At 63.0% G+C, this 17372-nt stretch carries 17 protein-coding genes; 12 read left to right on the top strand and 5 right to left on the bottom strand.

The window, feature by feature from the left end; translation table 11 throughout:
• Nucleotides 1-16: 16 nt before the first annotated feature.
• The 6 genes from BJG93_RS16480 (at nucleotide 17) to BJG93_RS16455 (ending at nucleotide 6456) form a co-directional block, all read left to right on the top strand.
• Entirely contained in the window at nucleotides 17-1222 is a 1206-nt protein-coding gene (locus tag BJG93_RS16480) for a cation:proton antiporter (RefSeq protein ID WP_027199293.1), read from the top strand.
• A gap of 88 nt (nucleotides 1223-1310) precedes the next feature.
• Nucleotides 1311-2426, top strand: a complete 1116-nt coding sequence (locus BJG93_RS16475; RefSeq protein WP_027199292.1) for a YbdK family carboxylate-amine ligase — start codon at nucleotides 1311-1313, stop codon at nucleotides 2424-2426.
• Nucleotides 2427-2992: 566 nt separating this feature from the next.
• Nucleotides 2993-3631: a MarR family winged helix-turn-helix transcriptional regulator gene (locus tag BJG93_RS16470; protein ID WP_027199291.1), complete on the top strand. Its 639-nt coding sequence runs from the start codon at nucleotides 2993-2995 to the stop codon at nucleotides 3629-3631.
• 143 nt (nucleotides 3632-3774) lie between these two features.
• On the top strand, nucleotides 3775-4488 hold the full coding sequence (locus BJG93_RS16465) for a glutamine amidotransferase (RefSeq protein ID WP_027199290.1): 714 nt from the start codon (nucleotides 3775-3777) through the stop codon (nucleotides 4486-4488).
• Nucleotides 4489-4597: 109 nt separating this feature from the next.
• Nucleotides 4598-5710 (top strand): NADH:flavin oxidoreductase/NADH oxidase, encoded by a 1113-nt coding sequence (locus BJG93_RS16460; RefSeq protein WP_027199289.1) that lies wholly within the window; start codon nucleotides 4598-4600, stop codon nucleotides 5708-5710.
• 212 nt (nucleotides 5711-5922) lie between these two features.
• The gene (locus tag BJG93_RS16455) at nucleotides 5923-6456 is read left to right on the top strand and encodes an SET domain-containing protein (RefSeq protein WP_027199288.1); all 534 of its coding nucleotides are present in this window, start codon (nucleotides 5923-5925) and stop codon (nucleotides 6454-6456) included.
• Nucleotides 6457-6546: 90 nt separating this feature from the next.
• Here BJG93_RS16455 and BJG93_RS16450 read toward each other — a convergent pair whose 3' ends face one another.
• The gene (locus BJG93_RS16450) at nucleotides 6547-8055 is read right to left on the bottom strand and encodes a sensor histidine kinase (RefSeq protein WP_027199287.1); all 1509 of its coding nucleotides are present in this window, start codon (nucleotides 8053-8055) and stop codon (nucleotides 6547-6549) included.
• 167 nt (nucleotides 8056-8222) lie between these two features.
• Complete coding sequence (locus BJG93_RS16445) at nucleotides 8223-8909, bottom strand: response regulator (protein ID WP_013090980.1); 687 nt, start codon at nucleotides 8907-8909, stop codon at nucleotides 8223-8225.
• A gap of 149 nt (nucleotides 8910-9058) precedes the next feature.
• Between BJG93_RS16445 and BJG93_RS16440 the strand changes: the two genes are divergently transcribed.
• Nucleotides 9059-9289: a DUF3717 domain-containing protein gene (locus BJG93_RS16440; RefSeq protein ID WP_027199286.1), complete on the top strand. Its 231-nt coding sequence runs from the start codon at nucleotides 9059-9061 to the stop codon at nucleotides 9287-9289.
• Nucleotides 9290-9387: 98 nt separating this feature from the next.
• Here BJG93_RS16440 and BJG93_RS16435 read toward each other — a convergent pair whose 3' ends face one another.
• Complete coding sequence (locus BJG93_RS16435) at nucleotides 9388-9678, bottom strand: 4a-hydroxytetrahydrobiopterin dehydratase (RefSeq protein ID WP_027199285.1); 291 nt, start codon at nucleotides 9676-9678, stop codon at nucleotides 9388-9390.
• 152 nt (nucleotides 9679-9830) lie between these two features.
• Here BJG93_RS16435 and BJG93_RS16430 point away from each other — a divergent pair, with 152 nt between their 5' ends.
• Entirely contained in the window at nucleotides 9831-10322 is a 492-nt protein-coding gene (locus BJG93_RS16430; RefSeq protein WP_027199284.1) for an Lrp/AsnC family transcriptional regulator, read from the top strand.
• Nucleotides 10323-10415: 93 nt separating this feature from the next.
• Here BJG93_RS16430 and BJG93_RS16425 read toward each other — a convergent pair whose 3' ends face one another.
• Together BJG93_RS16425 and BJG93_RS16420 are read right to left on the bottom strand one after the other, a co-directional pair.
• Nucleotides 10416-10952: a class IV adenylate cyclase gene (locus BJG93_RS16425; protein ID WP_027199283.1), complete on the bottom strand. Its 537-nt coding sequence runs from the start codon at nucleotides 10950-10952 to the stop codon at nucleotides 10416-10418.
• Between the two features lie 169 nt (nucleotides 10953-11121).
• Nucleotides 11122-12021 carry a LysR family transcriptional regulator gene (locus BJG93_RS16420; protein ID WP_027199282.1) on the bottom strand — a complete coding sequence of 300 codons (900 nt, stop codon included), beginning with the start codon at nucleotides 12019-12021 and terminating at the stop codon, nucleotides 11122-11124.
• A gap of 146 nt (nucleotides 12022-12167) precedes the next feature.
• Here BJG93_RS16420 and BJG93_RS16415 point away from each other — a divergent pair, with 146 nt between their 5' ends.
• From BJG93_RS16415 to BJG93_RS16400, 4 genes are all read left to right on the top strand, one after another.
• Nucleotides 12168-13721, top strand: coding sequence for a CoA-acylating methylmalonate-semialdehyde dehydrogenase (locus BJG93_RS16415; RefSeq protein WP_027199281.1), 1554 nt, complete (start codon nucleotides 12168-12170; stop codon nucleotides 13719-13721).
• 83 nt (nucleotides 13722-13804) lie between these two features.
• Entirely contained in the window at nucleotides 13805-15520 is a 1716-nt protein-coding gene (locus BJG93_RS16410; RefSeq protein WP_027199280.1) for a GMC family oxidoreductase, read from the top strand.
• Nucleotides 15521-15806: 286 nt separating this feature from the next.
• Nucleotides 15807-16586: an ABC transporter ATP-binding protein gene (locus BJG93_RS16405; protein WP_018418872.1), complete on the top strand. Its 780-nt coding sequence runs from the start codon at nucleotides 15807-15809 to the stop codon at nucleotides 16584-16586.
• Nucleotides 16583-17341 carry an ABC transporter ATP-binding protein gene (locus tag BJG93_RS16400; protein ID WP_027199279.1) on the top strand — a complete coding sequence of 253 codons (759 nt, stop codon included), beginning with the start codon at nucleotides 16583-16585 and terminating at the stop codon, nucleotides 17339-17341. Before BJG93_RS16405 ends, BJG93_RS16400 begins: the two co-directional genes overlap by 4 nt.
• The last annotated feature ends 31 nt before the right edge of the window (nucleotides 17342-17372 follow it).

Here is a 17372-nt window from a genome sequence, read left to right as displayed (position 1 = left end):
AGGAGAACCCATTACGATGAATTCGGCGTTTTCGTTCCTGCCAGCGTGGCCGCTTTCACCCGACGCCATTTTCTGGGCGGGTCTCGCATTGCTTGCCGCCGGTCTATGCGGCGAGCTTTGCTATCGCGCGTGGCGTTTGCCGCGCATTTCCGGCTACGCCGTGATCGGTCTCGTGGCCGGCGCGGCCGGCTTTGGCGTGATCGACGCTGATTCAGCGAGCGCCGCGCGGCCGCTGCTCGACGTCGCGCTGGGTCTGTTGCTGTTCGAACTGGGCAGCCGGCTGGATCTGCGCTGGATCCGCCGTAATCCGTGGCTGATCCTGTCGAGCGTCGCCGAAGCGACGCTGACTTTCGTGATGGTCCTGCCCGTGCTGTTGTTTCTGCACGTGCCGCTGATGGTCGCGACCGTACTCGCCGCGATCGCGATGGCGACATCGCCGGCGATGGTGATCCAGCTCAAGACCGAACTGCGCGCCGAAGGCCAGGTCACGCAACGTCTTCTGACCTTAACCGCGCTGAACAGCATGTACGCGGTCGTGATCGAAAAGCTCGTGTCGAGCTGGCTGCATCAGGAGGTTTACGGCAACGTGTTCGCGACGATCCTGCAGCCGTTGTACCTGCTGGTCGGCTCGCTCGTGCTCGCGTATCTGCTGGCGCGCACCTGCACATTCTTCTATCGGCGCCTGAACATGCAGGACGAGCATTCGTTCGTGGCACTGTTCGGTCTCGTGCTGCTTGCGATCGCGATCGCGCATCTGTTCAAGCTGTCGACGATTCTCGCGCTGCTCGCCGCGGGCATCATCGTGAAGAACCATGAAGCGCGTCCGCAATTGTGGCCACAGCATTTCGGCACCGCGGGCTGGCTGCTGACGGTGATCCTGTTCGTGCTGACGCTGACGTCGTTCGAATGGAAGCACATCGCGTTGGGCGGCGTCGCGGCGCTGGGTCTGATCGTTGCTCGCCTCGTCGCGAAGCTGGTCGGCGTGCTTGCGTTCGCGAAGCCGAGCGGCCTGAACTGGAAGCAGGGCGTCGCGCTCGGCCTGTCGTTGTCACCGATGTCGGCGCTCGCGTACCTGCTCGTCGACGACACGTATAACCTGTACCCGAATTTCGATCCGCAATTGCGCGCGATCGTCATGTGTTCCATTTTCGTGCTGCAGATTCTCGGGCCATGGCTCGTTTATCGCAGCCTCGCGGTCGTCGCCGAGCGGCGCGAGCAGTAAGCGCGAAATGCGCGTCGGCTGCGACGCGCGTTTCGCGAACCCGTCTTTTCAATACCATCGCCTCAAACGACCTGACCCAGGGGACGCCATGTCACTCGAACCCTTCATCGATTCGAAACCGTTCACGTTCGGTATCGAGCTCGAAATGCAGATCGTCAATACGCACGACTATGATCTGACCAAAGCCGGCACGGATCTGCTGCGCCTAATCAAGGACGAAAAAATCCCCGGCAATATCACGCCGGAAATCACCGAAAGCATGATCGAGCTGTCGACCGGCATCTGCACGTCGCACGAACAGGCGGTCGCCGATCTGCGCAAGATTCGCGACACGCTGGTTTCCGCCGCCGATCATCTGAACGTCGGTCTGTGTGGCGGCGGCACCCATGCTTTTCAGCAATGGAGCGAGCGGCAGATCGTCGATACGCCACGCTTTCAGTATCTTTCCGAACTGTACGGCTATCTCGCGAAGCAGTTCACCGTGTTCGGCCAGCACGTACACATCGGTTGTCCGAATCCGAACAGCGCGCTCTATCTGCTTCATTCGATGTCGCGCTTCATTCCGCATTTCATCGCGCTGTCCGCGTCGTCGCCTTTCGTACAGGGCGTCGACACCGGATTCCATTCGGCACGACTGAATTCGGTGTTCGCGTTTCCGCTGTCGGGCCGCGCGCCGTTCGTGCTCACGTGGGACAGCTTCGAGGAGTATTTTTCGAAGATGGTCCACACGGGCGTCGTCAACAGCATGAAGGATTTCTATTGGGATATCCGCCCGAAGCCGGGTTTCGGCACGATCGAGGTCCGGGTGATGGATACGCCGTTTTCGGTGGATCGCGCCGCGGCGATCGCCTGCTACATCCAGACGCTCGCGCGTCATCTGCTGCTCGATAAGCCGATCATGCCGCACGAAGACGACTATCTGGTCTACACGTTCAACCGTTTCGAAGCCTGCCGCTTCGGCCTCGGCGGCACCTGCATCAATCCGCAAACCGGTGAACGCAAGACGATTTCCGAAGATATTCTCGAAACGCTCGAGCAGATCAAACCGCATGCGCAAGCGCTCGGTTCGGTCAACGCGCTGGCTGAAGTCGGCGCGATCGCGCGCGGTCAGGTCAACGACGCGACATGGCTGCGCAGCGTGTTTGCCCAGGAAAAATCCTTGCATGAAGTGGTACGCCAGCAGTGTCTGCAGTGGCGTGCCTAGTCGCAAAGACGCCATAAAAGCCGTTTGCGTGCAGTGCCTGCGCGCCGTTCCGTTGAAACCCGCCGCGTGCGGGTTTTTTTTCGTAAGAAAATTTTTATGATTTTCCGCGCGCGCAACCCTTCAGGTTTCCCAGAAGGTTACGTATACCTGCGTAGGAGCCGAAAGCAGGTAGCGCCAATGGCTGTGGACAACTGAATATTTTCCAGCAAAGTCAACGCGCTGCGGAAACCATAACTGGGCCCGTCAAACGGGCCCAGTCACGCCCGGCAACCATAACCGAGGAAACGTTCAACGCGCTGCAAGTGCTTGTTGCAAAACGGTGCACAGGCTGTCCAAACGTTTTCCCCTGCTTATCCACAGCTCTCGTCGGACAAGTTAGCTGTACGATTTGCCGCTCTCGCATAGAATGTCGTTTTCGCCGCCTTCGGCTCCCAAGGCGGTATATTTTTGAGATAGTCCAAACGGCTTCATCCGCAGTTGGACGAAGCGACCCCACACACGCAACGGGCGTATTCCGGCAGGCAGCCGCCGGCATCGCACCAAAGCAGTAAATACACGAATCGATTATGAGCGAAGGCGTATACGGAGAACAGGCGACCGGGCGAGTGACCCACAGCCTCTTGCGATTGAGCACGGCGATGCGAAGCCAGGCTTGGGAATGGGCGGAAGGCGCGGGCCTCACGCCGACCCAGGGCGAAATCCTCGTGCTGCTGATGCAACGTAAGGGGCCGATGCGGCTCGGCGAAATCGCGCGTGAAACGGCGCTCACCGCCGCGACCACCAGCGATGCGGTCAGCACGCTCGAGACCAAAGGCCTCGTCGAAAAGCGTCGCGCGCTCGACGACGGTCGTGCGCTCGCAGTACGCTTGACCTCGCGTGGGCGCACCGCTGCGAAACGCGCCGCGCAATGGCCGGACTTCCTGTCCAAGGCGGTCGGCGCGCTGCGCGACGACGAGCAGTCGGTGTTGTATCGCACGCTGCTCAAGACCATCTATCAGCTTGAAGCGCACAACACGATTCCGTCGCATCGTATGTGCCTGAGCTGCACGCATTTCCAGCCGAGCAAAAATCCGAAGAAGGCCCCGCATCACTGCGCGCTGCTCGACCTGAACATGTCGGACACCGATCTGCGTCTCGACTGCTCCGTGCACGAAACCGCGGACGTGGCGACCCAGAAGAAGACCTGGAAGATCTTCGTCCAATAACGCGGCGGCGTCCGGGACAATCCGCTAACATGGCTTGGCCGGCCGCGGCCGGCGGGATGCGCCGCGTGCTTGCCGGCTGGCGCCGTGCAAGGATAGTGTCGTTGGCGGCAAGTTGTTAGTTAACCTGAAGATAGGGCAGGCCGATGAATCGCGAAGTACTCGCCATCCGCCATGTGCACTTCGAGGATCTGGGCAGTCTCGAGCTCGTGCTCGGCGAGCGCGGGCGTCCGGTTCGTTATCTGGATGTGGGCGTCGCCCGTATCGAGGCGCCCGATCCGGTAGGCGCGTCGCTGATGGTGGTCCTCGGCGGCCCGATCAGCGCCACCGACGACGCGCTGTATCCGACGCTCGCACCGCTGTTGTCGTTGATCGAAAAGCGCATCGCGGCCGGCCTGCCGACGCTCGGCATCTGCCTCGGCGCACAGCTGATTGCGCGAGCGCTCGGTGCGCGCGTCTATCCTGCGGCTCGGGCCGAACTTGGCTGGGCGCCGCTCACGCTGACCGATGCCGGCCGCGTCTCGCCGCTGCGTCATCTCGATGGCGCTCACACGTCGATGCTGCATTGGCATGGCGATACCTTCGATTTGCCCGCCAGCGCGACCCGTCTTGCATCGACTCCGGCTTGCGAGAATCAGGCCTTCGCATGGGGCGACCACGTGCTGGGATTGCAGTGTCATCCCGAAGTCCGCAGCGATCGGTTCGAGCCCTGGCTGATCGGGAATGCGAACGAACTGGCCGGCCACGGCATCGACGCGCGTCAGTTGCGCGCCGACAGTGCTCGATACGGTGCTGCGCTCGAAGCCGCCGCGTGCCGCATGTTCGGCGAATGGCTCGATCAGGTCGACGCGAAATTTTGAATCGCTAGCCGAGTCGCGACGCAGGCGGCCAACCGGCTGCCACCTTCATGCAGTAAACCGCGTGCAGTGCTATGCTCGATCGCTCTCGGGCTTTGACTGGGCATAATCCATGAGCGCGCTTTTCTCTCCGCTCACGCTGCGTAGCGTGACGCTTCCCAATCGTATCGTCGTCTCCCCGATGTGCCAGTACTCCGCCGAACGCGGCGAAGCGACAGCGTGGCACGTAATCCATCTTGGCAGTCTCGCGCTGTCCGGTGCGGGCATGCTGTGCATCGAAGCGACCGCCGTCGAGCCGGACGGGCGCATCACGCCTGGCGATCTCGGTTTGTGGGACGACGCGACAGAAGAGGCGCTCTTGCCGGTGCTGGCCGCGATCCGCAAGCATTCGCATATCAACGTGACGATGCAACTGGCGCACGCGGGCCGCAAGGCATCGAGCGACGTACCGTGGCAAGGCGGCCAGCTCATTCCGGTGTCGCAACGCGGGTGGCTGCCGCATGCGCCGTCGGCGCTGCCGCACAAGGCGGGGGAGGAGCCGCCGCTCGCGCTCGATGTCGCCGGCCTGAACCGGATTCGCGAGGCGTTCGCCGCATCCGCGCGTCGCGCCGCGCGTCTTGGCATCGATGCGCTCGAAGTGCATGCCGCGCATGGCTATCTGCTGCATCAGTTCCTGTCGCCGATCGCGAATCAGCGGACCGACGACTACGGCGGCTCGCTCGAAAATCGCATGCGTTTTCCACTCGAAATCTTCGACATCGTGCGGGCTGCGTTCCCCGCTGATAAACCGGTCGGCGTGCGCGTCTCGGCGACGGACTGGGTCGAAGGCGGCTGGACGCTCGACGACACGATCGCATTTGCGCACGAACTGGAAAAGCGCGGCTGCGACTGGATCGACGTGTCGTCGGGCGGGGTGTCGCCGTTGCAGAAAATCCCGCTCGAGCCGGGCTATCAGATTCCGTTCGCGAAGGCAGTCAAGCATGCGACTGGCCTTACGACGATCGGCGTCGGGCTCATCACCGATCCGCTGCACGCGGAGCAGTTGATCGAGGCGGGCGATGCCGATCTGATCGCGCTGGCTCGCGCGCTGCTCTATAACCCGCGCTGGCCGTGGCATGCCGCCGCTCAACTCGGGGCGACCGTCGAAGCGCCGCCGCAGTACTGGCGTTCGCAACCGCGTGAGCAGAAAGCGCTGTTCGGCGACATCACGTTCGGTCAACGGTGACGCGCGTCGCACGCTGAACAAACGCATCGGCCGACGGTTGAACGAAGCCGTCCACACCGTGTAGGATGCCGGTTGTGGCGCGATGCGCGTCGCAAGTCGACGCGGCGCTCGCAGGGCGCCGCGTTTGCTATTCGCGTCAGAAAAAGCGGCGCTCAGGACGCGCCTGACGATTGCCAGACTTCATTCCCCAGTTCTTCACAAGGATTCATTCAATGAATTCACGCAGGATCGCCGTGCGCCGTTCGGGTGTGCACGGCAAAGGCGTGTTTGCTCTCGAACCGATCGCGGCAGGCGAGCGGCTAGTCGAATACAAGGGCGAGCGGATTACCTGGAAAGAAGCGTTGCGCCGTCATCCGCACAATCCGGCGGAACCGAATCACACTTTTTATTTCGCGCTGGATAACGGCAAGGTCATCGACGGCAAGGTGAACGGCAACAGCGCGCGCTGGATCAACCATTCATGCGCGCCGAACTGCGAAGCCGAGGAAATCGACGGGCACGTGTATGTGCATGCGCTGCGCGATATCGCGGAGGGCGAGGAAGTCTTTTATGACTACGGCCTCGTGATCGACGCGCGTCAGACGAAAAAGCTGAAAAAAGAATACGAATGCCGCTGCGGCGCGCGAAAGTGCCGCGGGACGATGCTGGCGCCGCCGCAGAAGGGCAAAGGCGGCGGCAAGTCGGGCAAAGACGCCGGCAAGGCGGAGAAGTCGAGCAAGCCGACGAAGAAATCGAAGAAGAAATGAGTCGCGGCCCGGCGCGCTGCGTTAGCGGTCTGCGCTGACCGAAGCGCGCAGCCGAGCGCGGTCGCGGCAACCCGGCAAACCTTCACATCGCTACAGATCCACCGGTGCCGAGTGTGCCGGTTTACTGGTGGTGCGCCGCGCGTCGGTATCGCTGGCGGCGCCAGCGGTCGCACCCGGGGGCAGCAACGGAATTCTCACGATAAAGCGTGCGCCGCCCTCCGGCGCATCCTCGTAATGCACGCTGCCGTGATGCAGCACCATGATGTCGTGGACGATCGCGAGGCCCAGACCCGCGCCGCTGTCGACGCCCGCCTCGGTCTGCCCGTCGCCGCGAAAAAATCGCTTGAACAGATCCGCCTGCTGCGAACGCGGCACGCCTGGCCCGTTGTCTTCGACGACGATCTCGGCCATGCGCAGATCGTCGACCAGCGTCTGCGAAACCGTCACCGTGATACGCCCGCCGTCCGCGCGCGAGGGCGGCACATACTTCAATGCGTTATCGAGCAGATTTGCGAGTACTTCGTGCAGCAGCACCGGGTTGCCGCGCGCCATCAACGGATCATCGTTCGACGGATCGTCGAGGCGCTGGAAGCCGAGATCCACGTGTACGCGAAGTGCGCGCGGCACCCATTCGGCGCCGGTATCGAATGCCAGTGCGGCCATGTCCACATTGACGAATCGGGCCACCTGTTCACCGGGCTCGGCGCGTGCGAGCGACAGCAACTGATTGGACAGCCGCACGGCGCGATCGGCCGCGGCGCGCAGTTCGCGCACGGCGGCGAGCGTCTGCTGCGGATCGCGCGAGACGACCGCTTGCTCCGCATGCAGCTTGACGGCGGTGAGCGGCGTGCGCAGCTGATGCGCGGCATCGGCGATGAATTTGCGTTGCGCATCGAGGGCGGCTTTCAGACGATCGAGCAGCGCGTTCAGCGCGCCCGTCAGGGGACGGATTTCGACCGGCACATAGGTTTCGTCGACGGGTTCGAGCGACGTATGCGTCTGCCGGTTCAGCGAATCGGCGAGTGCGGTCAGCGGATTGAGCTGCTGATTGACGACCCGCCACACGATCACCCAGCCGGCCAGCAGCAACAGCAATAGCGGCATCATGATCGCGACCAGGAACTCGGCGGCGATGCGAAAGCGGTGATGCACGGGCTGGCCGACTTCGACGACGATCGGATTGCCGCTCGGTTGGTCGACCCGCACCTGCGCGACCCGCACGGTCACGCCTTCGTGCTGCGTCTCGAACACGTACGCATAGTGCATGCGGCGCACGTTGACGCCTTGCAGCGGCAGATTGCTGTCGCCGGCGATTTCGGCATCGCCGGTGCTGATCCGGTAGACCAGATGTTCGACCGGGTCGGAGAACATCGCCTGCGCGAGCGGCGGCACCGTGATCGGCGCTTCCGGTCCGGCAATCTGGATCTGTTTGGAGATTGCGGTCGCGAGGTCAGCGAGCGAACGGTCGACCACGTGCTGCGTGTACTGCCAGGCGAGCCAGTAAGCGATCAGGCCGCTCATCAGCGCGAGCAGCGACAGCGGAGCAGCGAGGCGCCGCAGCAGCGTGCGGCGCAGACTATTGGCGGCCGGCTGGTGCATGATCGTACGCGCGGGAAGGTGGCAACTGAGGTGGCAACGGCGGCGGCAACGGCGCGAAGCGCCTGGAGACAGTCCGGATGCCGGCACAACGCGCAGCGGGCGCAGCGGCTGCGCGGCGCCGGTCCGGCGCCGTCAGACCGCGACCCGACACGCGGCCTTCACGACGATTATGCGGCCTGGCGGATTTCCTGCAACAGATAGCCAAAGCCACGCACGGTGACGATTTCGACACGGCAATTCTCGAGTTTCTTGCGCACGCGGTGCACGTAGACTTCGATCGCGGTATCGCCGAGATCGCCGCCGAAGTGCGTCAGGTGATCCTGCAGTTGCGCCTTGCTGACGACGCGGCCGTGACGCAGCAGCAGCATTTCGAGCACCGCGAATTCACGCGGCGACAGTTCGAGCGGTTTGTCGTCGTTGAAGATGCGGCGGTCGACGCCCGACAACCGTACGCCACCCAGCGACACTTCAGGGCGCGGCATGTCGCCATGCGGGCCGCTGCGGCGCATCACCGCGCGAATGCGCGCTTCGAGCTCGGCCGGTTCGAACGGCTTCAGCATGTAGTCGTCGGCGCCCGAGTTCAGGCCTTGTACGCGGTCGTTCAGTTCGTCGCGCGCGGTCAAGATGATCACCGGCGTGTGGCGATTGCTCTGGCGGAAACGCGACAGCAGCGTCATGCCGTCGATGCCCGGCAGACCGAGATCGAGGATCACGAGTTCGTGGCGGTTTTGCGTGAGGGCCTGCTCGGCAAAAATGCCGTCATGGACCATGTCGACGGTGAAGCCGGCTTGTTCGAGACTGCTTTGGATGCCGCGTGCGATGGGGCGGTCATCTTCGATCAGAAGGAGTCGCATGGATTTCGCTCAAGTACAATGGGTTTAGGCGTTTGGGCAAGCGGTTCGCCGGGGCGCCTGCTGCACAGGCCGCGTGTGAAGCGGCGGCTAACGCCCCGCGAAGCAGCTGTCGAGCCGATTCGAAGCGCCCTGCTAGCCATCACGAAGTCATGTCCGAGATCAGCATTCACGAACTGGAAGCCGCGATCAACTTCTGGCGCGCCCGCTCACCTTCGAGCGGCGACGAACTCGTTCTGTGCAAGGAGGCAAGCGCGCTCTCCAAGCCGTATGCGCTGCTGATTGTACAGCGTCAGCAGTCGCTATCACTGGATCGTTTCGACCCGATTGCAAAGCAGGCGTGGGAAGCTTACGTTCAACTTAATAATAGCCTGTCGAACTGAAGGTTTACCCAGGGATAGCCTGCATTCGCCTTTCATTGCGGCCAAATTGCGCCGCAAGTTCGGTATAAACACGCGCAAAAGCCCAATAATGTTTTGTATTACACAGTAATACTGTCGATGAATGCGGCAAGCGCGATATCGCGCTCGGTCACGCCGTTCGCCTCATGCGTCGACAATGTGATGTCGACCTTGTTATACGCGTTGAACCACTCCGGATGGTGGTCCATCTGCTGCGCCTTGATCGCGACGCGCGTCATGAAGCCGAACGCCTCGTTGAAGTCGGCGAATTCGAAGGTGCGGCGAATCGCGTCACGCTCCGCCACGCTTTCCCAGCGATTCAGCTTCGCCAATTGCTGCAGGCGTTCGTCGGAAGTCAGTTTCTGAATCATGGTGTTACCTCGCTCGTCGAACACGTTCGCCGGCTGGCGGACGCATCGTTATTTTTTCACGGTTGCGCACCGCTCGTTGTCCGCGCCAACGACGTCAACGCTGAATATGCAACAATCGTGCATTAATCCGCCAATTAATGCGTGACCTATACATGCTCGAACTCGATCACTTCGATCTCGCGCTGCTCGACGTGCTGCAGCGCTTTGGCCGTGCCACGCATCAACAGTTGGCCGAGCAGGTGCCGCTGTCGCCGTCGCAGATCGGGCGGCGCTTGCAGCGGCTGGAACAAGTCGGGGTGGTGGATGGCTATCGCGTCGTGCTGCGGCCCGAGAAGCTTGGGCTCGGCGTCACTGCTTTCACGAGCCTGAAGCTGAAACATCACGGCGATTCGATCATCGAGCAGTTTCAGCAGCAGCTCGACATGCTGCCCGAAGTGCTCGAATGTCATGCGGTCGTCGGCGATGCCGACTATCTGCTGCGCATCGTCGCGCCGGATCTGAATTACCTGTCGACCTTCGTGATGAAGAAGTTGATGCGCGTGCCGGGCGTCGATAGCGTGCGCTCGAACATCGTGCTGACCACATTCAAGCGCAATGGACCATTGCCGCTGGGGCATCTGGCGCCCGGGGCGGCGGCGGGTTGACGGTTCGAGAGTTCGAGACTGACGCCGGCGCTGCCGCCTGACGGAAAAACGAAGCCGCGCATGGCGTGCCGCGGCCCGATTGGCACGCGATTTTTAGGCCACCTGCTTCGGCTCGTATATGGCATTCAGCAGGTCGACATAGGCGACCGGCACGAGATCCGCTTCGCAGACGCCGAGGCTTTCGAACATCGCGTGTGCTTCGGCGTGGCCGCCTTCTTCGTCGTCGTCCTGCGCGAGCACCACTTCAAGTTCGACGAAATCGCCGAGACCGTCGACGCGATCCAGATGAATCCGCGTGCGCCCGCTCAGATACACCTGCCGCTCCTTCGAGACGATGCCGCGCGTCGTCAGCGCGGTCGCGAGCAGCGCATGCATCGCTTCGGGATTCGTGACCGGGCTGCGCGTGTAGTACGACGCCTTCGGGCCGTCGCGGTCGTCGCGCTGGTAGAAGATCAGTTCGGCCGGCGTGCCGTCGTCGAACTGGCGCAGCTTCAGGCGGCCGCGCGGCACGTCGTAGAAAAAGTCCTGCTGGCGAAAGATCAGCGGCGCGTCCGTCGCGAGTTGCGCGGCGCGTTCGCGCAGTTGTTCGAAATGCTTGGCGCGTGCTTTGATTTCGATGTTGCGTGCCATGTCAGGCTCCTGTTTTGGGGCGGAGTAAACCGAAAGCGGTGCGAGGCCGCTGCGCGGGCGCAAACCAACAATCTAACAAACTCTCCGTGACCGCACCTTTTCGGCGCGGCGGCTAAGTGAAACGGCATTAGCGCGGCTCATATCGCCGCCCGAGTCGGACCGTCCCGGCTCAGATCGCCCACTGTTGTTCGATCAGCTTCAACGCCGCCGCGATCGCCGGCTCGTCCTTACGCTCGTCGAGCGTGATGAAGCTCAGCTGCGTCGGCACCGTGATGCCATCGACGATCGTCAGCGCGTGCGCGTGCGCCTCGGCGATCGCGGTCGCGTCGCGCGCAAGCGTGAGACCGACACCCGACTTGACGAGATCGAGCATCGACGGCTCCTGATCCACCTCCGCCACCTTGACCGGCTTCACACCCGCCTCGCCGAAACAACGCGACAGCAGGCGGTTGTGCGCGGACGCCGGCGGCGTCCAGATCCACGGGAATGCCGCGAGTGAGCGCCAGTCGCGCGCACCCTTCACACGATCTTTCCAGCCTGCCGGGGCGAGCACGCGATACTGGAAATGCGTGAGCGTGACCGCGTGGAACGCGGCTCCGTCGCGCGTGTCGTCGTCGGACGGCAGGCCAATGTAATAGCCGACGTCGAGTTCGCCCGCGCGAATCTGTTCGCGCACCCATCCTGACATGCCATGGCGAAGCGCGGTTTCGATGTGCGGCCAGGTTTCGACGAGCTGCTTCAGGAAACCGCCAAGGCGCAAAAATTCCGGGTCGAGAATCGTGCCGATGCGCAAGCGCCCGCGCACTTCCTGGCGCAGCGATTGCGCTGCCCGTTGTACGTCGGCTGCCGCGCCGAGCGCGCGTTCGGCGTGCGGCAGCAACGCCTGGCCGTCGCGCGTCAGCGCGAGCCCGTGCGAAGTCCGCGTGAACAGCATCACGCCGAGCGTCTCCTGCAAGTGTTTGATTTGCAGGCTGACGGCAGGCTGGGTCAGATGCAGTTGCGCCGCGGCACGCGTGAGGTTGCCCTCGCGCGCGACGGTGACGAACGCCCTGAGCAGAGTCAGATCCATATCCTGATATTAACGCGGCTTATAGCGCAATTGAGCATTACTCATTGGATTTGTCGCCCCTCCGCGCCGTACGCTTGGCGTTCAGCACGCTGGTGCGCGCGGCATCGAGGCGCAAAGCGGAAGAACTTCACAGAAAGAGGAACGAGATGAGCGAGACATATCCCGACGCAACCGCGCAGGACGAAGCCACACGCAGCGCGGCGAGCGCACGCACACTGAGCCATTTCATCAACGGCAAGACCATCGAGGGCACGAGCGGCCGCTTTGGCGACGTCTTCAATCCGGCACTCGGCAGCGTCAGCACGCGCGTGCCGCTCGCGAGCGTCGCCGAGGTGGACGCCGCGGTCGCGGCCGCCAAAGCCGCGTTTCCAGCATGGAGCGAAACCGCGCCGATCAAACGCGCGCGGGTGCTGTTCAAGTTCAAGGAATTGCTCGACCGTCACCACGACGAGCTCGCCGAGCTGATCACGCGCGAGCACGGCAAAGTGTTTTCCGACGCGAAGGGCGAGGTGATGCGCGGCATCGAGGTCGTCGAATTCGCGTGCGGTATCCCGAACCTGCTGAAGACCGATTTCACCGATCAGATCGGCGGCGGCATCGACAACTGGAATCTGCGGCAGCCGCTCGGCGTGGTCGCGGGCATCACGCCGTTCAATTTCCCGATGATGGTGCCGTGCTGGATGTTCCCCATCGCGCTCGCGTGCGGCAACACCTTTGTGCTGAAGCCGTCCGAACGCGACCCGTCCGTGTCGAACCGGCTCGCCGAATTGCTGAAGGAAGCGGGCCTGCCGAACGGCGTGTTCAACGTCGTACATGGCGACAAGGTCGCGGTCGATGCGCTGCTCGTGCATCCGGAAGTGAGCGCGCTGTCGTTCGTCGGCTCCACGCCGATCGCCGAATACATCTACACCGAAGGCACGAAGCACGGCAAGCGCGTGCAGGCGTTGGGCGGTGCCAAGAATCACCTCGTCGTGATGCCCGACGCCGATCTCGATCAGGCCGTCGACGCACTGATCGGCGCCGCCTACGGCTCGGCCGGCGAGCGCTGCATGGCGATTTCGGTGGCGGTCGCGGTGGGGCATATCGCTGATGAGCTGATCGAGCGTCTGACGCCGCGCGTGAAGAGCCTGAAGATCCTCAACGGCATGGAAGCGGCAGCCGAGATGGGGCCGCTCGTCACAGGCGCGCATCGCGACAAGGTGCTCGGCTATATCGACGCCGGCGTCGCCGCGGGCGCGAAGCTCGTCGTCGATGGGCGCGGTCATCAGGTCGCTGGGCACGAGAACGGCTTTTTCCTCGGCGGTACGCTGTTCGACGACGTGTCGCCCGACATGAAGATCTACCGCGAGGAGATTTTCGGGCCGGTGCTGTGCGTCGTGCGCGTGCCTGACTTTGCCTCCGCGGTCGAGTTGATCAACGCGAATCAGTTTGCGAACGGCGTGTCGCTGTTTACGTCCGACGGCGGCATTGCGCGCGCGTTTTCGCGGCAGATCGAGATCGGCATGGTCGGCATCAACGTGCCGATTCCGGTGCCGATGGCCTGGCATTCGTTCGGCGGGTGGAAAAAGTCGCTGTTCGGCGATCACCACGCGTACGGCGAAGAAGGCGTGCGGTTCTACACGCGCTACAAGAGCATCATGCAGCGGTGGCCCGACAGCATCGCGAAGGGCGCCGAATTCACGATGCCGGTTGCCAAATAAGCGGAGGGCTTTGCGACATCAAGTCGGCGCGCGCGCCAGCAAAAAATAAAAGCGCGCCGCGAGAACGATTAGGAGACTGAACGATGAGCCATACCGACAGTACGCCTCGCGCCGCACGGCGGCTCGAAGGCGAGTTCGACTACATCATTGTCGGCGCGGGCACCGCGGGCTGCGTGCTGGCCAACCGGCTCACCGAAGATCCCGACATCCAGGTGCTGCTGCTCGAAGCCGGCGGCAAGGACGACTATCACTGGATTCACGTGCCGGTCGGCTACCTCTACTGCATTGGCAATCCGCGCACGGACTGGCTGTACAAGACCCAAGCCGAGCCCGGTCTGAACGGCCGCGCGCTGTCGTATCCGCGTGGGCGCGTGCTCGGCGGCAGTTCGTCGATCAACGGCATGATCTATATGCGCGGGCAGCGCGAAGACTACGACGAGTGGGCGCGCGTGACGAACGACAGCACGTGGTCCTGGAACGCGGTGCTGCCCGTCTTCAGGCGCAGCGAAGATCACCACGGCGGCGCCAATGAAGCACACGGCGCGGGCGGACCGTGGCGGGTCGAAAAGCAGCGCCTCAAATGGAAGATTCTCGAAGAGTTCGCGCAAGCCGCGCAGCAAATCGGCATTCCTTCCACCGACGATTTCAATCGCGGCGACAACACGGGTGTCGGCTACTTCGATGTCAATCAGAAGCGCGGCATTCGCTGGAACGCGTCGAAGGCTTTTTTGCGGCCCGCGTTGAAGCGCGGCAATCTCACGGTGATCACCGGTGCCCACACGCAGCGCGTCGTGTTCGACGGCCGCCGCTGCACCGGTGTCGAATATCGCGGCGGCGACGTTGACTATCTCGCCAAAGCGCGTTGCGAAGTGATCGTTTGTGCAGGCGCGGTCAACTCGCCGCAACTGCTCGAGTTGTCCGGTGTCGGCAATGGTGCGCGTCTGCGTGATCTCGGCATCGAGATCGTTCAGGACCTGCGCGGCGTCGGCGAAAACCTGCAGGACCATCTGCAGTTGCGCATGGCCTATCAGGTGCAAGGCGTGCGCACGCTCAATACGATGTCTGCACACTGGTGGGGCAAGCTGATGATCGGCATGCGGTACGCGTTGTTTCAGAGCGGACCGATGTCGATGTCGCCGTCGCAACTCGGCGCGTTCGCGAAGTCCGACGCCGACGATCGCTCGTTGACGCGACCCGATCTCGAGTATCACGTGCAGCCTTTGTCGCTCGATCGCTTCGGCGAACCGCTGCATCGCTTCAATGCGTTCACGGCTTCCGTGTGTCAGTTGCGCCCCACGTCGCGCGGCAGCATTCATATCGCGTCGGCCGATGCTGCTGCGCCACCGTTGATCGCGCCGAATTATCTGTCGACTGAGTACGACCGGCACGTTGCCGCGAACGCGCTGCGTCTCACGCGTCGCATCGTCGCGGCACCCGCGCTCGCGCGCTATCAGCCGCGGGAGATCCTGCCCGGTCCGCAGTACCAGAGCGAAGAAGAATTGCAGCAGGCCGCGGGCGCGGTCGGCACGACGATCTTCCATCCGGTCGGCACATGCCGCATGGGCACGACCGACGATCCCGCCGCGGTCGTCGACAACCGGCTACGCGTAATCGGAGTCGAGGGCTTGCGCGTCGTCGATGCATCGGTGATGCCCAACATCACCTCGGGCAACACCAATTCGCCGACGTTGATGATCGCCGAGCGCGCGAGCGACATGATCCGCGAGGATCGTCGCGCGCGCGTGGGCGGCAGCATGGCCGCGCAAACGGGAGTTGCCGCGTCGATGTCGGCTGTGTGACATCTGCGTGACCACATTGCTCATGTTTTGCGCCGCGCACGCGACGCGTGTCAACGCGCGTTAGACGCGCACGGCGCGGGCCTCCTTCACTAAGTGCAAATCCCAATGATTGCGCTGCATCATTGGCGCGACAATGGCAGCCATGCTGCGTGCCACGCCGTGGACTACGGTCCGGAATGGTGCAGCACGCCAAGGAGCGCCAAGGGGTGCCGCCAAAATAACAAGTCGCGCAGAGCTTCGCGCGGAAAGATCGTAATGCTTCGCCTTACTCCGTATGGAAGGGAACATGATTCTCGGCGATACGATTCTCGAAACGCGGGGCCTCACCCGTGAGTTCAAAGGCTTTGTCGCCGTGAACGGGGTGAACCTGCGCGTGCGCCGTGGCTCGATCCATGCGCTGATCGGCCCCAACGGAGCGGGCAAGACCACCTGCTTCAACCTGCTCACCAAATTTCTCGAGCCCACCGCGGGCCAGATCGTTTTCAACGGCGTCGATATCACCGGCGAACGTCCCGCGCAGATCGCGCGGCGCGGCATCATTCGTTCGTTCCAGATTTCCGCGGTGTTTCCGCATCTGACAGCATTGCAGAATGTGCGAATCGGGTTGCAGCGCTCGCTCGGCACCGCGTTTCACTTCTGGAAGAGCGAACGTACTTTGCGGCGTCTGAACGATCGCGCAATGGATCTGCTGACCCAGGTCGGCCTGACCGATTTCGCCGATGTATTGACGGTCGAGCTTGCATACGGCCGCAAGCGCGCGCTCGAAATCGCGACCACGCTCGCAATGGAACCGGAGCTGATGCTGCTCGACGAGCCGACGCAAGGCATGGGTCATGAGGACGTCGACCGCGTGACCGCGCTGATCAAAAAAGTATCGGCGGGCCGCACGATCCTGATGGTCGAGCACAACATGAATGTGATCGCCGGTATCTCCGACACCATCACCGTGCTGCAACGGGGTGAAGTGCTCGCCGAGGGCAGCTACGCGGAAGTGTCGAAGAATCCGCTCGTGATGCAAGCCTACATGGGCAGCGCCGACGCGGCGCTCGCCGGAGCCCACGCATGAATACGACGGTCGAGCGCGAAGGCCTCGAAGCGAACGAAACGAAAAGCGGCGCACCCGCGCTGGAAATCGCGGGACTGCAAGCCTGGTACGGGGAATCCCACATTCTGCACGGCGTCGATCTGTCGGTCGGCCGCGGCGAAGTCGTGACGCTGCTCGGCCGCAATGGCGCGGGCCGCACCACGACGCTGCGCGCGATCATGGGCCTCACGGGCCGCCGTACCGGCTCGATCCGTATCGACGGACGCGAAACGATCGGCCTGCCCACGCATCGCATCGCGCATTGCGGTATCGGCTATTGCCCGGAAGAGCGCGGCATTTTTTCGAGCCTGTCGTGCGAGGAAAATCTGCTGCTGCCGCCGCCCGTCGGCGACAAGGCGCACATGATGTCGCTCGAGGAAATCTACGCGATGTTCCCGAATCTGCGTGAGCGGCGCATGAGTCAGGGCACGCGCCTCTCAGGCGGCGAACAGCAGATGCTCGCGGTCGCGCGGATTCTGCGTACCGGCGCGAATCTGCTGCTGCTCGACGAAATCTCGGAAGGGCTCGCGCCCGTGATCGTTCAGGCGCTCGCGCGCATGATCGTCACGCTGAGGGCGCGCGGCTATACGATCGTGATGGTCGAGCAGAACTTCCGTTTCGCCGCGCCGCTCGCGGATCGTTTCTATGTGATGGAGCACGGCATGATCGTCGAGCGTTTCGGGGCGAGCGAGCTCGAAGGCAAGATGCCGGTGCTACACGATTTACTGGGCGTGTAGATGCGGACACACACGCCCGACTGCCTCTGAT

The organism is Paraburkholderia sprentiae WSM5005 (assembly GCF_001865575.2).
Lineage (GTDB): Bacteria > Pseudomonadota > Gammaproteobacteria > Burkholderiales > Burkholderiaceae > Paraburkholderia > Paraburkholderia sprentiae.
Note: the sequence above shows the minus strand (reverse complement) of the source record. Positions and strands in the feature narration are given on the sequence as shown.

Coding starts and splice junctions, on each gene's coding strand:
- BJG93_RS16480 (WP_027199293.1), top strand. CDS start 17: ATGAATTCGGCGTTTTCGTTCCTGCCAGCGTGGCCGCTTTCACCCGAC.
- BJG93_RS16475 (WP_027199292.1), top strand. CDS start 1,311: ATGTCACTCGAACCCTTCATCGATTCGAAACCGTTCACGTTCGGTATC.
- BJG93_RS16470 (WP_027199291.1), top strand. CDS start 2,993: ATGAGCGAAGGCGTATACGGAGAACAGGCGACCGGGCGAGTGACCCAC.
- BJG93_RS16465 (WP_027199290.1), top strand. CDS start 3,775: ATGAATCGCGAAGTACTCGCCATCCGCCATGTGCACTTCGAGGATCTG.
- BJG93_RS16460 (WP_027199289.1), top strand. CDS start 4,598: ATGAGCGCGCTTTTCTCTCCGCTCACGCTGCGTAGCGTGACGCTTCCC.
- BJG93_RS16455 (WP_027199288.1), top strand. CDS start 5,923: ATGAATTCACGCAGGATCGCCGTGCGCCGTTCGGGTGTGCACGGCAAA.
- BJG93_RS16450 (WP_027199287.1), bottom strand. CDS start 8,055: ATGCACCAGCCGGCCGCCAATAGTCTGCGCCGCACGCTGCTGCGGCGC.
- BJG93_RS16445 (WP_013090980.1), bottom strand. CDS start 8,909: ATGCGACTCCTTCTGATCGAAGATGACCGCCCCATCGCACGCGGCATC.
- BJG93_RS16440 (WP_027199286.1), top strand. CDS start 9,059: ATGTCCGAGATCAGCATTCACGAACTGGAAGCCGCGATCAACTTCTGG.
- BJG93_RS16435 (WP_027199285.1), bottom strand. CDS start 9,678: ATGATTCAGAAACTGACTTCCGACGAACGCCTGCAGCAATTGGCGAAG.
- BJG93_RS16430 (WP_027199284.1), top strand. CDS start 9,831: ATGCTCGAACTCGATCACTTCGATCTCGCGCTGCTCGACGTGCTGCAG.
- BJG93_RS16425 (WP_027199283.1), bottom strand. CDS start 10,952: ATGGCACGCAACATCGAAATCAAAGCACGCGCCAAGCATTTCGAACAA.
- BJG93_RS16420 (WP_027199282.1), bottom strand. CDS start 12,021: ATGGATCTGACTCTGCTCAGGGCGTTCGTCACCGTCGCGCGCGAGGGC.
- BJG93_RS16415 (WP_027199281.1), top strand. CDS start 12,168: ATGAGCGAGACATATCCCGACGCAACCGCGCAGGACGAAGCCACACGC.
- BJG93_RS16410 (WP_027199280.1), top strand. CDS start 13,805: ATGAGCCATACCGACAGTACGCCTCGCGCCGCACGGCGGCTCGAAGGC.
- BJG93_RS16405 (WP_018418872.1), top strand. CDS start 15,807: ATGATTCTCGGCGATACGATTCTCGAAACGCGGGGCCTCACCCGTGAG.
- BJG93_RS16400 (WP_027199279.1), top strand. CDS start 16,583: ATGAATACGACGGTCGAGCGCGAAGGCCTCGAAGCGAACGAAACGAAA.